6 protein-coding genes are annotated in these 13,827 nt (G+C 69.6%); all 6 read right to left on the reverse strand.

The features are described from left to right. Window positions 1-2: 2 nt before the first annotated feature. The 6 genes from GXW83_RS23710 to GXW83_RS23735 all read right to left on the reverse strand — a co-directional run bounded on the left by GXW83_RS23710 (window position 3) and on the right by GXW83_RS23735 (window position 13,827). Window positions 3-788 carry an enoyl-CoA hydratase/isomerase gene (locus GXW83_RS23710; protein ID WP_182445073.1) on the reverse strand — a complete coding sequence of 262 codons (786 nt, stop codon included), beginning with the start codon at window positions 786-788 and terminating at the stop codon, window positions 3-5. Next, on the reverse strand, window positions 776-2,035 hold the full coding sequence (locus GXW83_RS23715; protein ID WP_182445074.1) for a hydroxymethylglutaryl-CoA synthase family protein: 1,260 nt from the start codon (window positions 2,033-2,035) through the stop codon (window positions 776-778). The genes GXW83_RS23710 and GXW83_RS23715 overlap by 13 nt, the downstream gene beginning before the upstream one ends. A gap of 40 nt (window positions 2,036-2,075) precedes the next feature. After that, a complete protein-coding gene (gene fabD / locus GXW83_RS23720) occupies window positions 2,076-3,167 on the reverse strand; it encodes an ACP S-malonyltransferase (RefSeq protein ID WP_182445075.1) in 1,092 nt (363 codons plus the stop codon). A 78-nt stretch (window positions 3,168-3,245) separates the two neighbouring features. Then, window positions 3,246-4,622 carry a PfaD family polyunsaturated fatty acid/polyketide biosynthesis protein gene (locus tag GXW83_RS23725; RefSeq protein ID WP_182445076.1) on the reverse strand — a complete coding sequence of 459 codons (1,377 nt, stop codon included), beginning with the start codon at window positions 4,620-4,622 and terminating at the stop codon, window positions 3,246-3,248. After that, on the reverse strand, window positions 4,619-11,044 hold the full coding sequence (locus tag GXW83_RS23730) for an SDR family NAD(P)-dependent oxidoreductase (RefSeq protein WP_182445077.1): 6,426 nt from the start codon (window positions 11,042-11,044) through the stop codon (window positions 4,619-4,621). The genes GXW83_RS23725 and GXW83_RS23730 overlap by 4 nt, the downstream gene beginning before the upstream one ends. Then, on the reverse strand, window positions 11,020-13,827 hold the full coding sequence (locus tag GXW83_RS23735) for a beta-ketoacyl synthase N-terminal-like domain-containing protein (protein WP_182445078.1): 2,808 nt from the start codon (window positions 13,825-13,827) through the stop codon (window positions 11,020-11,022). Before GXW83_RS23735 ends, GXW83_RS23730 begins: the two co-directional genes overlap by 25 nt.

Genomic DNA, 13,827 nt, shown 5'->3' on the forward strand with positions numbered 1-13,827 from the left:
TCCTATTCTCCTTCCCAGGGGAACTGCCCGGTGCCCACGTAGCGCTCGATCTTGCGCAGGTTCTCCTCGTCGGAGAACACCTCCCGGTTGGCTGCCAGGGCCTTGTCCCGGGAGGGGAGCAGAATGTCGTCGAGGTCGCGCAGGTATCTCTTGTAGCGGGTCACTCCCGTCTTGGGCAGATAACGCAGCCGTAGGATGTGTCGGCGCAGCAGGTTCTCGCTGTTGTCCGCACTGGCGTCGACGAGTTGCCAGTTCACGGCCTGCTCGGCGGTGAACGGCTGGGTCGTCAGTGTGATGAAGTTGGACTTGGCCGGCCCGACCTTCCTGATCAGGAAGGGCAGGACACAGGCCGGCATCAGCCCGAAGAGCAGCTCGGACAGGCTGAACATGACCGTGTCCGCGCACACCACGATGTCGCACGCGGCGACGAACCCCACTCCCCCGGCGTTCACCTTGCCGCGCACGTGCGCCACGGAGACGAACGATCCGAAAGCGAGCGAGAGCCACAGATCGTACAGGGCCGCCGCAGGCGATCCCTCGGCCCCGCCGTCCCCGTCCCTCGCGGCGATCTCCCCGAAGTCGGCGCCCCAGCAGAACACCTCGGGCAGGCCTTCCAGGACGAGGATCTTGGCGTGCTCCTCGGAGAAGCGCACCACGTCGGCGCACTCCTCGACCAGGCGGGAGTTGATGGTGTTGCCCGCCTCCGGCCGGTGCAGTTGGAGGAAGCAGATCTCGTTCTCGAAGCGAACCTTGATGGTCTCGTATCCCGCCGGGTTCAGGACACCCACTGGTACTCCCGGTGGAACTCGTCGATCCGCTTCAGGAACAGGAGTTCCCGGCCGAGCGCGGTCCGGGCCTGCGGAACGATACCGGTGTTCAGCAGCGCGTTCCGGGTGCCGAATTTCACGGCGTGATTGGCCTGCAGCAGCGAGTCGTACTCCGGCATCGTCAACTCGTACCGGCTGCTGAGGTGCTTCTCGATGCCGAGACCGCGCAGGCGGTCCTGGCTCTCCTGGCGGGAAACGCCGCTGAAGAACTCGGAGCAGCAGCCGGAGCCGTACGAGAAGACGCCTATGCGCTGGGGGCTGGAGAGGTCCGCGTTGTCGATGGTGCTGGCCAGCGACAGCATCGTGGTCGCACCCATGACGTTCCCGACGCGCTGGCAGTACGTCAGGCCCGGGTGCATGCGCCGCTGGAAGTCCTCCTCGATGACCGCCGGACGCGCCTTGGCGACCTTGCGCATCAGATTGCGGTGCGCGCCCTTGATCATTCCGCCGAAGGGCGTGTGGAACGCGAGGTAACCGAAGGTCGAGACGAAGTCCACCTCACCGACCCGCCGTTGGTACTCGCGGAAGGAGTTCTCGCAGCAGTCGAGGTAGGACAGCAGGGACAGGTCCGCGTTGCCCGCTTCGCTGTCGGGCAGGGGACGGCAGGTGTCCATCACCTCGTAGCCGTGGTAGCCGCTCGCACCGACATCGATCTGGAAGACGTGCGGGGTGTCGCTGACGATCATCGCCACAGCGCCGGCACCGCCGCTCGGCTCGGCGAAGGACCAGTCCTCGGAGAGCGCGTCGCCACCGTCCGCCACCATGAACCGCGTGATGTCGGTGGCGATGACCAGTGCCTTCGCGCCCGGTGATGTCCCCGACAGGATGAAGTTCGCCGCTGTCTGCAGCGCCGCGACACCCGAGTAGCACGCGTTCTTGATCTCGAAGAGCCGGCAGTTCCGGTTCAGCCCGAGCAGGTCGTGGAAGTACGTGCTCATCGACTTGCCGAAGTCGAACGCCGACTCGGTCGCGGTGATGACCAGCTCGATGGAGTCCCGCTCCTCGGGCGACAGGGCGTCGATCAGGGGTTTGGCCGCGTTGACACCGAACGTCACCGGATCCTCATAGGGCAGCGCGACGGTCTTCTCCTTCATGAGGAGGTTGGCGAACCTCGCGGTGTCGAGCCCACGATGGGTCGCCAGCTTCTCCACGTCGAGATAGCAGGTGCCGGCGAAGATGTTGAGTGCTTCGATTCCAACGGTCGTCATCAGTTCTTCCCCTGTGGCTTGCGGTTCGGTTCGGTCCGGTTCACCGTGCAGCGGGGACCGGCTCCAGTTCCTGGAGATCGAAATATCCTCGATAACCGTGCATGTAGACGGCTGCGCGGTGCCCAAAGAGAACGGTCGCCGCGGTGGCGGTCTCAAGGTTCCCGTAGTCGCCGGTGGTGGACCGGAACCGAGCGCCGATCGCATACCGCTCGTTCCACCCGCGGACCATTTCTCCGGCACTCTCGGTCGACTTCTGCACGGCCCGGACCGGAGTGTCCTTCACCTTCGGGAGTTCGCGGAGGATCTTTTTCAGCAATTTGGTCAGAACCGTGCCGTGGCCGATCTCCTCGAATTCCATTCCGGAATATCCGAGGAGGTGCTCCACCGTGTCGGACCAGCGCACGGCATGGACCATCTGCTTCGTCAGACTCTCTCTGACGAGGTGGTCCTCGTAGACCCTCGCGGTCACATTGGAGATCACCGGTATGCGCGGCTTCGAGAAGGATATCCCGGCCAGGAACTCGCCGAACTCCACGCGGGCCGACTCCATGTATCGGGAGTGAAAGGCCCCGCTCGTCCGCAACGGCATGAACAGGTGCTTCCCGGTCTGGAACAGCGGCATCGCGGCCTTGATGTCCTCGGCCCGGCCAGAAATCACGATCTGCGACGGCGTGTTGAAGTTCGCCAGATCGACGGAGTCGAGCCCGTTCTCTGCGAGAACGGTCCGGACCTCCTTCTCCGAGGCGTTCAGCACGGCAGCCATCCCGCCGCCCGAAGCCCGGCCCATCAGCTCTCCTCGCTTGCGCACCAGCCGCAGGCCGGTGTCGAAGTCGAAGACCTCGGCCGCCAGCAACGCGTTGTACTCACCAAGGCTGTGACCTGCTAAGAAGTCCGGAACCAGCCCGGTCTCGCGCAGCTTCCGGTAGTAGGACAGGGCGTTGACGACATACATCGCGGGCTGCGTGTACTGCGTCTGGTCGAGCAGGCCCTCCGGGTCCTCCAGGCAGAGGTCCTTGATGGAGTAGCCGAGGATCGAGTCGGCCGAGCGGGTGAGATCCTCGAATTCGTCGAAAAGGGAAGCACCCATTCCCTTCTGCTGCGCCCCCTGCCCGGGGAAGACGTAAGTCCGCATGGGTAATCCTTTCTCGTCATCTTCCTGATCTGGTCGCAACGACCGCGAGCGCGTGTCGTCTGCATCATGTCAGAAAATCTACGCCAATGCCTGCCGATAGTCCGAAAGAATCGAGGATGCCTCGCGCATCAGCGCCAACGCCATCCGGTCCGGATGCCGATTTCTCCAGCTCTCCCACGGAGCGCCCCGGGCCCATTGATTGAAAGCCCCCAGGGCGGGCCCGGTGTGAATCTGGACATTGGCCCGATCGTACTCGCTGTCCACGAACGACAGTCGACTGCTGTAGCCGTAGTACCAGCGGAAGATCAGCGCCATCCGCCGCTTCGGGCTGCGCTCGGCCCGCTCGATCTCCGACTCCCGGCCCGTCTTCCGCAGATGCTCGCAGGTTTCCCGCCAGACCTCGTCGACACTCTTCTTGAAGTAGGCGTCCTGGATCTGCCGGCGAATCCCCTGCGGGATCTCCTCCCACGAGTCGTAGCTCTGGTACAGCGCATGGAGCCGGTTCGCCCGGGCGGGAAACAGCCCGCCCTTCTTCAGCACCTGGACCTGGGCGCCGATCTCGAACATGTCGCCCGCCGGACAGTAGTCGGTGTCCTGGACGTCGATGGTCTGCAGCCGGTCCTTCACCACGTCACTGATGCCGGCCTCGACCGTGCACTGGTTGATGGAACCGGTCATGACGTAGTCGGCTCCCAGGGCGAAGGCGGCGGCGACGGCGTGCGGCGTCCCGATCCCCCCGGCCAGCCCCAGCCGGATCTTCTCGCCGTAGCCGAACTCCCGCGTCGTGTGCAGACGCAGGCTCTGCATCGACGGCAGCAGCACGGTGGACACGCCCCGGTCGGTGTGGCCCCCCGAGTCCGCTTCGACGGTGAGGTCCTGCGCCACCGGCACGCCCCGGGCCAGTGCGGCCTGCTCGCGGGTGACCCGGCCCTCGGCCACCAGCTGCGCGACGATGTCCTGCGGCGCGGGCTGCATGAACTCGCGGGCCACCTCGGGCCGCGAGACCTTGGCGACGATCCGCGTGTCCCGGGCGACCCCGCCTCCCGGCCGGGCCCGCAGGCCCGACAGATGGAACTGGACCAGGGCCGGGGTGACCTTGATGAAGGCCGATGCCTCGATGACGCGCACACCGTGAGCGAGCAGCATGTCGACGTTGGCCGTCTCCCGTGCCGGGTACTGGAGGTCGCACAGGAGATTGACGCCGAAGGGCTGGTGCGGCGCCAGCTGCCGCCGGATATGGGCGATATCGTCCGTCACCCGCTCGGGGCTCAGGCCGGCGGCGCCCAGGAAGCCCATGAAGCCGGCCCGCCCCATGGCGACCACCAACTCCTTCGAGGCGATACCGCGGTACATCGACCCCGACAGATAGGCGTAGTCGACGCCGAAGTCCCTGCGGAAGGACGCGCAGCCGAGCCGCCCTGCCCTGTCCTCCCCGCGTTCTCCTCCCGCGTTCACTTCCGGTCCTGCACCTTCTGGTGGCGGGTGACCCAGGCCTTCGCCACCGGGAGCCGCTTGTCCCGCCTGCCTGAGTAGAGCAGCTTGCAGAAGGACCGCACGGTGGTGAGCGCCGCTGGGTCGCCGAGCATCACGAAGTGGTTCGCCGAGTCCACGTCGACCTGGTGGAAGTTCGGCAGCTGCCGCTGCCACTCGGTCCAGTACACGGCGTGGTCCAGGACCGCGCCGTCCTCCTGCGTCGAGAACAGGGGCTCCAGTTCGCCGTAGAACAGGCCGCTCCGGTTGCGGAAGTAGAAGCAGGTGACCGACTCCGGCCGGGGAAGCGGCGCGATGTCGTAGTCCAGTAGTCCGTAGGCTTCCTGGACCCGCAGATTGCGCAGCACCCGGGTGCGCAGCAGCCGGGTGTCCCCTTTCAGGCCGCGCTTTCGCGCCAGCGTGAGCATCTGGTCGAGGAGGTCGTCCTCGTCCTGGTCCCAGTCGACTTCGCGGCTGGGCACCAGCGTGGCGGCGAAATCCTTCGGAGCCGGCTTGGACGCGGCGAACAATAGGGCGTTGACCTGCTGCAACAACATGTCGGTGCGCGACATGGTGACATCCCCCACGCTGTCGTCGTAGGTGTCCACCATGACGATGCTCTCGACCGTCTCGCCCAGCTCCTGGAGCCGCCGCGTCACCTCGTAGGCCAGCAGGCCGCCGAACGAATAGCCGCCCAGGTCGTAGGGCCCCTCGGGCTGGACCGTGCGGATGATCTGCGCATAGTGCACCGCCAGAGCCGAGATCCCGTGCAACGGTTCGCTGTTGGTCATCCAGCCGCGGGCCTGGATTCCGTAGAACGGACGCTCGATGCTGTCGGTGATCGGGGCGTAGACCTCCACCCCGCCGAGCCCGCCGTGGAACCAGAAGACCGGTCGGCCCTCGCGTACGGCATTGAGGTGGACGACCTCCGGGATGCGCACCGGGGCGGCGGGCACCGGCCCGGCGCCGGCGGATGCGACAAGCTCGGACCCGAAGCGCCGCACCAGGTCCCGGGTCGACCGGCACTCGCTCAGCGCGGCGAGATCGGCCGTGGGGTCGATCTCGGCCTGCAGCACCTGCAGCAGCTGCGTGGCGTGGATCGAGCTGAAGCCGAAGTCCTCCAGCGGCGTCGCGGGGTCGAGTTCCTCCGTCCGCACCCCCAGCAACTCGGCGACGACGACCGTGATCCGGTCCGCTGCTCCGGCGACAGGAGCAGCAGCCGGAGCAGCAGCCGCCGGAGCAGCGATCGCGGTCGTGGCATCCCCTCCCGGGGGCAGGGGCACCCAGTACCGCTTCCGGTCGAAGGGGTAAGCCGGCAGCGACCGGAGCATCCGCGGGGTCCGGTCGCCGCGCGGCACCGACCCCCAGGGGACGTTCCCGCCCCGCGCCCACAACAGTGCCAGCTTCTCAAGGTGGTTCTCGGCCAGCAGCTCGCGGACCAGCGCGTCCCCGGCCCGTCCGGTCAGCAGCAGGTCGAGATCCGAGTCGTCCCGCCCGGCGTTGCCGGTGAACAGCGGCACGGGGGCGGTCTCCTCGGAACCGTCGAGGTAGTGGGCGAGGCCCGCGACGAGTTCCTTGGGGTTCCCCGCCACCAGCGCCAGCCGGGAGTCCATCGCCTCGCGCCCGCGCTGCAGCGTGTGGGCGAGGTCTGCCAGGGACAGATCCGCCTGCGCGAGCACGAACTCCGTCAGCCCGCTCGCTAACGCTTTCAGCCGGTCCTCGGTGCGGGCGGAGAGGACCACGATCTGCGGCGTGTTCTGCGGCATCCGTTCGGCGGCCTCGGCCACCGGCTCCCCCACGTACTCCTCCACCACCAGATGGGCGTTGGAACCGCCCGCTCCGAAGGAGTTGATGGTCGCCCGTAGCGGGTACTCCCGCTCCTGGCCGTCGAGGTTCACGACGGGCCGTCGCCACGGCTCCGCCTCCTGCGGCAGATAGAACGCGGTGCCTGCGAGCTCCACTCCCGGGTTGAGCCGCCCGCGCCCGACGAACGGGACGAGTCGGCGGTGCCCGAGCTGCAGGACGACCTTGGTCAGCTGGGCTATGCCCGAGGCCGCCTCAAGGTTGCCCAGCGTGGACTTGACCGTGCCGACGGCACAGAACTGCTCGTCCCGGGTGTGCTCGCCGAAGGAGTCGCGCAGCGCCGCGAACTCGATGGCGTCGCCCATCTGGGAACCGTTGGCCGACACCTCGGCGTAGCTGATCGTGCGCGGGTGGACGCCCGCTCGCTCCAGGTTCTCCTCGATCAGCCGCTCCTGCCGCTCCGGGCTGGGCACCATGGGGCCGCTGGTGCGGCCCTTGTGGTTGGTCGCGCTCGACCGGATCACGGCGAGGATCTCGTCCCCGTCGTCGACGGCCTTGGACAGCGGTTTCAGCAGCACCGCGCCGACGCCCTCCGCGGGGATGAAGCCGTCCCCGTCGAGGAGGGCCCTGCTGTCGGAGTCGCTGCCGGTCAGGCCGGTCAGGCTCAGCCCCAGGTACTTCTTGGGGTGCAGGGAGAGGTTGACGCCACCGGCGATCATCATGTCGCAGCCGCCCCGGCGCAGTTCCTCGCACGCCATGTGGACAGCGACCAGCGACGAGGAACAGGTGGTGTCGATCGCAAGGCTCGGCCCCTGCAGGTCGAAGAAGTGCGACACCCGGTTGGCGATGGCGCTGTAGCTCAGCACCGAGGTGATGGACTCGTGCACGATGTCGGACGCCAGCAGCTGGTACTGCTGGTACATCGCGCCGACGTAGACGCCGACCCGGCTCCCGTGCACGTCGCGCAGCCGGTCCCGGGGGTAGCCGGAGCTCTCCAGCAGGGTCCAGACGCACTCCAGGAACAGGCGCGTCTGCGGATCCATGATCGCGGCCTCGCGCGGTGAGACGTTGAAGAACAGTGCGTCGAAATCGGCTACCCCGTCGAGGAATCCGCCCCACTTGGTGGGGGTGCTTCCGGGCCGGTTCCGGTCGGGGTCGTAGTAGCGGCTGTGCTCCCAGCGGTCCCGGGGCACCTCCGTCACGCAGTCCGTTCCGGCGACCAGGTTCTCCCAGAACCCGTCCAGGTCCTTCGCGCCGGGATAGCGGCCGGCGAGTCCGATCACGGCGATCGCACCCTCGCGGCTCGTGGGCCGCACCGGCCCGGCCGGTGTCGGTGCCCCGGCCGGCACCCCGGTCGGTGCCGCCGGCCGTGTGTCGGCGGCCCTGGCGGTGACCCGGTCTTCGGCCTCGGGTACGGCCGACCGTTCGGGCTCGCCGTGGATGCCGACGACTGCCCGTACCGCGTCCGGGTGGGCGCGGAGGAAGTAGCCGCTCAGCTCGTCGAGGTTCCGGTACTCGAAGAACAGCGTCTTCGACAGCGAGCCGAAATCAGCCTCCAGCCGGTTGGTGACCGAGAGCGCCAGCACCGAGTCGATGCCGAACCGCTCGAAGGGTGCCGCCGGGTCGATCCGGTGGCCGGGCACCTGGATCACCTCGCTCAACGTCCTCCGGAGGTGCGCGACCAAGGCGGCGGACGCCGCGTCGGCCTCGACTCCCTTCGCCGGCCTGGGCGCCTCCGGCGCCGCGGGCCCGCCCAGCACGGTGCGCCTGATCCGGTCGGCGTCGCCCGCCACGACCAGGACCTGGCTGAGCGGCGCCTCCAGCGCGGCGTACAGCGCCCCCATGCCCGCGGTGGTCGGCATGGGTGCCATGCCCAGCCGCTCGTTCATCATCGCCTGGGTACCGGGGTCCATCCGCATCCCGCCCTCGGCCCACAGCGGCCAGTCGACCGAGACGGAGGCTCCGGAGCGCTCGCCGCGGGCGACCAGCTGCCGCCGGTGGTGGGTGTAGGCGTCCAGGAACGCGTTGGCCGCCGCATAGTCGCTCTGCCCGGCGTTGCCGAACACCCCTGCCGCGCCGGAGAACGACACCATGAAGTCCAGCGGCAGGTCTTTGCCCGCCTCGTCGAGGTTCACCAGCCCGGCGACCTTGGGTGCGAGAACCGCGCGGCACTCCTCGGCGGTCTTGCCCCGCACGAGGCCGTCGCACAGCACCCCGGCCGCGTGGACGATGCCGTGCAGGGTGCCGTGCTCCCGCACGATGCCGTCCACCAGGGAGCGCACCGCGTCGGCCCGGGCGACGTCGACCTGTGCGTAGCGGACGTCGGCTCCCCGGCTGCGCAGCGCGTCGAGGACGGACTCCTGTTCGGGTCCGAGTGGCGAGCGGCCCGCCAGGACGAGCTTGACGTCGCGGACCCCGGCGGCCATGTCCTGTGCGACGAGTGTGCCGATGCCGCCCAGCCCGCCCGTGACGAGATAGACCCCGCCACTGCGCCAGGGCACTCGGACTTCCGCGGGCGTGTCGGCCTCGCGCCAGGCCAGGGCCTCGACGCGGTCGCCCCGGAACCGCAGGCAGGACTCGTGGGGGTACCGGCGGCCGGCGACGAGCCGGGACATCAGCTGCTCGGCGGTCTCGGCAGGGTCGACGAGCAGGACCTGCGGCAGCAGCCCGGGCGCCTCCGCCTGCGCCGACTTCAGCAGCCCGAGCAGGCCGCGGGTGGTGCCGAGCCCGGTCCGGTCGGGGACCACGAGCTGCACGCAGACACCGTGCCGCACGCCGTCGGCCAGCAGACGCCGCAGGTGGTCGAGCGCCTGGACGGTGTACTCGGTGAACCGTTCCGCGATCCCGGGTGCGACGGAGGTCAGTTCCAGCAGCCGCGCCGCCGGGTCCTGCCGGGCGAGGATCTCGCCGAGGGCGGGCTGGTCGGGCAGCAGCACGACGGGTTCCGGCGGCCCGGTGTCCGGGCAGCCGGGGACGGCCTCCCGCCACACCGGCAGGAAGCTGACGCAGGACACCGCGTCCTGCCCGGTCCCGCCGACCTCACCAGCCAGGACGCGGTAGGACATGCCGCGGATCCGGACGCACACCCGTCCCCGGTCGTCGCAGAGGTCGATGTCGAGTTTGAAGACCGCACCGTCCGCCCGGGAGCCCGCGCTGGAGCGGATCCAGGCCCACATCGCCTCCGGGCAGGTGCCGAGTACGTCGAGCTCGTCCAGGGCGAACGGCAGGGAGGGCTTCATTCCGGTCACATCGAGTGCGGCGGCCGTTCCGGACGCGAGACCGATACCGAGTGACGCCTGCAGGGTCGCGTCGAGCAGGCTCGGGTGCAGGACGAACGCGTCGCGCGCGGCGCGCACCGAGTCCGGCAGTACCAGCCGGGCCAGGACCTGGCCGCGGCCGACGTGCAACCGCTCCAGGCCGCGGTGCGAGGGGCCGTAGTCGAAGCCGATCGCCTCGTACGCCCGGTACAGCTGGGCCGCGGTCAGCTCCCCCTGGTCGCACGCGGTCCGGAGGGCCGACACGTCGAGCAGCTCCGGCTCCGCTGTCCGCCGCACCACCTGGCCCTGGCTGTGAACCACCGGGTCGGCGCCGGGCTCCGCGCCGGCCATGCCGGTGATCTCGTAGTGGGCCTCGTCGGGGCCCCCGGGCGCGAGGGATGTGACGAGGGTGACGGGCTCGGCGTCCACGACCACCGGCCGCGCCCACACGACGTTGCGCAGGGCGATGCCGTCGCCGCCGCCACCGTGCTCGAACGCCCCCAGGGTCAGGGCGGCGGCGGCCCGTGCCATCTCCAGGCAGGCGACGCCGGGCAGTACTTTCCGGCCCTTGACCACGTGGTCGGTGAGGAAGTGCTCCTCACCGGTGAACCGGGTGCGGTAACGCCGAGCGCCGAAGTCCGAGACGTCCTCGTGCAGCAGCGGGTGCGGCTCGGCCGTGCCGGGGCGGGCCGGAGCGAGCGCCCGCTGTTCGGGCACCCAGTACCGATCGCGGGCGAACGGGTACGTCGGCAGCGGGACGCGGGTGGGGCGGTCCGCGGCGAACAGGGCGGCGTGGTCCAGGCCGTAGCCCTGGACGTGGAGCTCCGCGACGGTCCACAGCAGTTCGGCGCGGGATTCCGGGTCGGTGGCGGCCTGCCGGACGCAATCGTTGCCGAGGTTCCGCAGTGCGGCACGCTCGTCGAGCCCCTGAGCGGGGACCTCGCCGGCGCACACCCGGGGGTTCTGCCCCCGGTCGAGCCAGCTGCGCAGGCTCTGGACCAGTTCCCCGCGGTCGCGGACGACCCAGGCCAACCGGTGCGCGAGGTGCCTGCGGCCGAGGAGCAGGGTGAAGGCGATGTCGCCCGCGTCCAGCTCGGGCCGCTGCTCGCAGTGCTCGAGCAGGCGCTCGGCCTGCTCGACGAGTTGCCCGGCGGTGGCCGCGGACAGGGTGACCAGGTGGGCGGTGGGTGCGGTGGAGCGGCGGACCGCGCCCGGAGCCTCCTCGAACACGATGTGGGCATTGGTCCCGCTGACTCCGAAGGAGCTGACCGCGGCACGTCGTGTGCCGTCGTTCCCGGCAGTCCAGGGGCGGTTCACCGTGTTCACGTAGAAGGGGCTGTCGGACATGTCGATGTGCGCGTTCGCCCGCTCGAAGTGGATCGAGGGGGGATGCTCCGGTGCTCGAGCGAGAGCAGGACCTTGACGGCTCCGGCGACGCCGGCGGCGGTGACGGTGTGGCCGAGGTTGGACTTGACCGAGCCCAGGGCGCAGTAGTCCCGACGGTCCGTGTACCGGCGGAAGGACCGTTTCAGCGCCTGGTATTCGATCGGGTCACCGAGCTTGGTGCCCGTGCCGTGCGCCTCCACCATCTGGATGTCGTCGGGGCGGATCCCGAAGGCGTCGTAGACCGAGGTCTCCAGCCGCTCCTGGGACGCGGCGCTCGGCGCGGTGATCCCGTTCGACGCGCCGTCCTGGTTGATTCCGGAGCCGCTGATGACGCCGCGGATGTGGTCGCCGTCGGCGAGCGCGTCGCTGAGCCGCTTGAGGACGAGGACTCCGACGCCCTCGCCGGGCACGAAGCCGTCGGCCCGGTCGTCGAAGGTGTGGCAGCGGCCGCTCGGGGAGAGCATGCCCGCGCGGCCCGCCAGCAGGTAGAACTGAGGCGTGCACTGGACGGAGACGCCGCCCGCCAGGGCCATCTCGGTCTCACCGCCCCACAGCCCCTGGCAGGCGAGGTGGATGGCGACGAGCGAACTGGAGCAGGCCGTGTCGACCGCGATCGCCGGGCCCTGAAGGTCGAGGTGATACGAGATGCGCGCCGGCATCGCCGACAGCGCGTTGCCCCACATGGACTGCGGAGGCGCCTCGGCGCCGAACAGCTGCGCGTATCCGCTCTCCTGGCAGCCGACGTACACGCCGACGCGCCGCCCCCGGGTGTCGGAGCCCGCGTGGCCGGCGTCTTCCAGCGCCTTCCACGACTCCTCAAGGAAGAGCCGCTGCTGCGGGTCCATGTAGACGGCCTCGACGCCCGAGATGTTGAAGAAGGACGGGTCGAAGCGGTCGATTCCGTCGATGAAACTGCCGCGTTCGCAGCTCTGAGCATCGGCCGGGCGGTAGCGCGACAGGTCCCAGCGGGTGACCTGCTCGGTGAGGTCGTGGCCCTGCGCGAGGTGGTCCCAGAGCTGCTGGACGTCTGCCGAGCCGCCGAACCTGCCGCTCATGCCCACGACGGCGATGGGTTCCCTGGACGGAGCGGCTGCGACGGTCCGCCCGACGTCAAGCCCGGTGGTCCGGCGGGACGCGACCGGAGGCGACGCTTGCTCCTCGGGAGCGCCCGGCCGCCCGGCGGGCAGCGGGGCGGCCGCCCCGCTCCGGAGGGCGTGGTCGTGGTCGTCGACGATGTGCCGCGTCAGCCTGCTGACGGAGCCGTGGTCGAAGAGGTCGGTGGTGGAGAGGTCGGTGCCGAGCGCGCGGTTGATCTCCTGGATCAGCCGCACCCCGATGATCGAATCGACGCCGAAGTCCATGAAGGCGTCGTCCGCGGCGATCTGCGTCTGGTCGATCTTCAAGGACAGTCTCAGCTGCTCGAACACCGTCTCCTTGACGTGCTGTTCCAGCATCTCGCCGGAGGCCGCAGCCGCCGGGGGCGCCGGGGCCTCCCACCGGCCGGGGGCGTCGACGACCGCTGCCGCCGCCGGGGCTGCGGCCTCCTGAGCCTCCTGGACCTCCTGGACCTCCTGCCGGACGAGGCCGTCGCTGTCTGCGGCGATCACCTGGTAGCCCAGCCCGTGCAGCCGCCGCGCCGGGAAGGACACGGAGCCGAATCCCTCGTCCTCGAGCGCCTCCTCCCAGGACTCCGGGGAGAGGCCGGGACCGCCCGGCATGCGCAGCTCGTCGTCCTCGTACAGCCACCACCCTTCGAGGAGGCCGAACGTCAGATGTGTGAAGAGCGAGTGGATGGACAGCTCATTGGCGAGCAGGACACCGTGCTGCTTGAGCGCGCTCTTGGCGTTGCGCAGTGTCCGGCGGATGTCCCTCGTGGCGTGCAGCACGTTGGTGGCCAGGACGAGGTCATAGGAACCGGGTGCTATGCCCTGCGCCGCCGGCGGCGCCTCGACGTTGAACAACCGGTAGTCCAGATAGGGGTAGCGCGGCCCGTACTCCTGCTCCGCGTACATCAGGAAGGACTTCGACAGATCGGTGTAGGAGTACGTCTCGACGTGCGCCGCGAAGGGCTCCAGCCTGTCGAGGACGGTGACGCTCCCACCGCCGGTGCCCGCGCCGATCTCCAGGATGCGGACGCGGGCGGCCGGGTCGGCGCGCACGATCTCCCGCACCACGGCGGCCGCGGCGTCCGCCAGGATCCCGTTGAAACAGTCGGAGACGGGGTTGTCCCGGTAGATGCGCTCGACCAGCTCCATCGACGAGTTCGGGAACATGACATCGGTGGCGAGCAGTTCGCCGCGCAGGATGCCCGGCAGCGCCCGCAGTGTGGCGTCGAGCAGCGTGAACTGCGCTCGCAGAGCGGCATCGCCCTGCAGACCGGCGCCGTGGTCCTCCCATTCCGACCACGCGGCTGAGCTGTTCACCGGCACCGCCGGGGTCGGCCGTGAGGGGGAGCCCTGCAGGAGTCCGCGAACGCGCAGCCGTCGCACGGATTCGTCCAGCCAGCGCCGCAGTCCGGATCCGGGGAGCAGGGCGGGAGCCGCAGCGGACAACTGCCCGGCGCCCTCCAGCTGAACCAGCAGCAGACGGCTCAGCAGGTCCTCGTCCAGGCCCGCGGCGGCACCGACCGACGCGCCCGCCGCCGGGCCCGTCGTTCCGTCCGGTTCCCGACACAGGTGGCGCAGGGGGACCCGGATGCCTCCGGGCATCATCGTGATGGCTTCGCGCCGAATGTCGTTCAGCAT

The sequence above is a fragment of the Streptacidiphilus sp. PB12-B1b genome (genome assembly GCF_014084125.1).
Classification (GTDB): domain Bacteria; phylum Actinomycetota; class Actinomycetes; order Streptomycetales; family Streptomycetaceae; genus Streptacidiphilus.

Coding starts and splice junctions, on each gene's coding strand:
- fabD (WP_182445075.1), bottom strand. CDS start 3,167: ATGCGGACTTACGTCTTCCCCGGGCAGGGGGCGCAGCAGAAGGGAATG.
- GXW83_RS23730 (WP_182445077.1), bottom strand. CDS start 11,044: ATGTCCGACAGCCCCTTCTACGTGAACACGGTGAACCGCCCCTGGACT.
- GXW83_RS23715 (WP_182445074.1), bottom strand. CDS start 2,035: ATGACGACCGTTGGAATCGAAGCACTCAACATCTTCGCCGGCACCTGC.
- GXW83_RS23735 (WP_182445078.1), bottom strand. CDS start 13,827: ATGCTGAACGACATTCGGCGCGAAGCCATCACGATGATGCCCGGAGGC.